The organism is Natrialba sp. PRR66 (assembly GCF_034808065.1).
GTDB lineage: Archaea > Halobacteriota > Halobacteria > Halobacteriales > Natrialbaceae > Natrialba > Natrialba aegyptia.
This window is the reverse complement of sequence record NZ_JAXHGN010000127.1, coordinates 1-268: the sequence shown is the minus strand read 5'-3', so window position 1 is coordinate 268 and position 268 is coordinate 1. Positions and strand designations below refer to the sequence as shown.

Below are 268 nucleotides of genomic sequence, written 5' to 3'. Positions count from 1 at the left end.
CCCGATCGGTATGTGCGGCGAGGAGTTCGGCGTGGCGTCCGTTACCGCATCCGAGGTCCAGAGCGACCTCGCTGCGAGGGGCGTCCTCGACGAACGATTCGACCTCTGGCCAGGGGTATTCGCGCGTCTCGGCGAAGTGACCCGCGATCCGGTCGTAAGTGTCTCGAACGTCGACGGGACGCCGGTCCATGGCGGACGTTCGACGCGCAACCCGTAAACCCCAGCGATCAGACCTGACGGAGTCTCCCTATCAGAGGATGATGATGAA

The 268-nt window shown here is 63.8% G+C and carries 1 pseudogene; it reads right to left on the bottom strand.

Annotated features, from left to right (window positions below):
• A pseudogene (locus SM755_RS23740) lies at positions 1-190 on the bottom strand (SAM-dependent methyltransferase); the annotation flags it as partial.
• Positions 191-268: the final 78 nt, after the last annotated feature.